Annotated in this window: 1 pseudogene; it reads left to right on the plus strand. The window is 40.5% G+C overall.

The window, feature by feature from the left end:
* A pseudogene (locus HMPREF1551_RS03840) lies at positions 1-437 on the plus strand (PRTRC system protein B); the annotation flags it as partial.
* Between the last annotated feature and the right edge of the window lie 141 nt (positions 438-578).

The following is a 578-nucleotide window of genomic DNA, read 5'->3' on the forward strand; positions in this document are numbered from 1 at the left end:
CTGTTTGGTACTCTAAAGCACAAAAAAAGCAGTTGTTTTTTGCCTCCTCCCTTGCTATAGAAAGCAAAGAAGTAAATTTACCTCCTCTGTTGTGGAAAGCTACCCCCAAGAGTCTTTGGATATATGCCTTAGCCAAAAACCAAAAGCCACACCTTAATACACCTCTGTGCTATGCGCCTTTTTTCAACGTCTATGAAAATGGCAATGTGTGTATGGGGTCAGTGCGGGTAGATGAGCGTAAAGCCTCTTGCTTAGAAGACTTTATCACCCAATGGGAAGATTATTTTTTCAATAGCTATTTTTCTCATCAATTAGGCTCATATCCTATAACCAAAATACCCTTAATAAGCCTTTGGCAGGAACTCACTCATAGTAATAAGCCTTTCCCTTGCGAACTGCTCAATCCCAATCACCTCACCTTACAACAAATCCTATAACAATGAAACAGACCCTAAACACCTCAAACACCCTCAACCCTTTCAATACCTCTGTCCAAAAACACAAAGAGCGGGTACATTTTACTGATACTGCTTTGCTCAACGCTACCAATCCTATTAAAGTACATCTGATAGGAGCAG

Origin of the sequence: Capnocytophaga sp. oral taxon 863 str. F0517, assembly GCF_000466425.1 — a bacterium.
GTDB lineage: Bacteria > Bacteroidota > Bacteroidia > Flavobacteriales > Flavobacteriaceae > Capnocytophaga.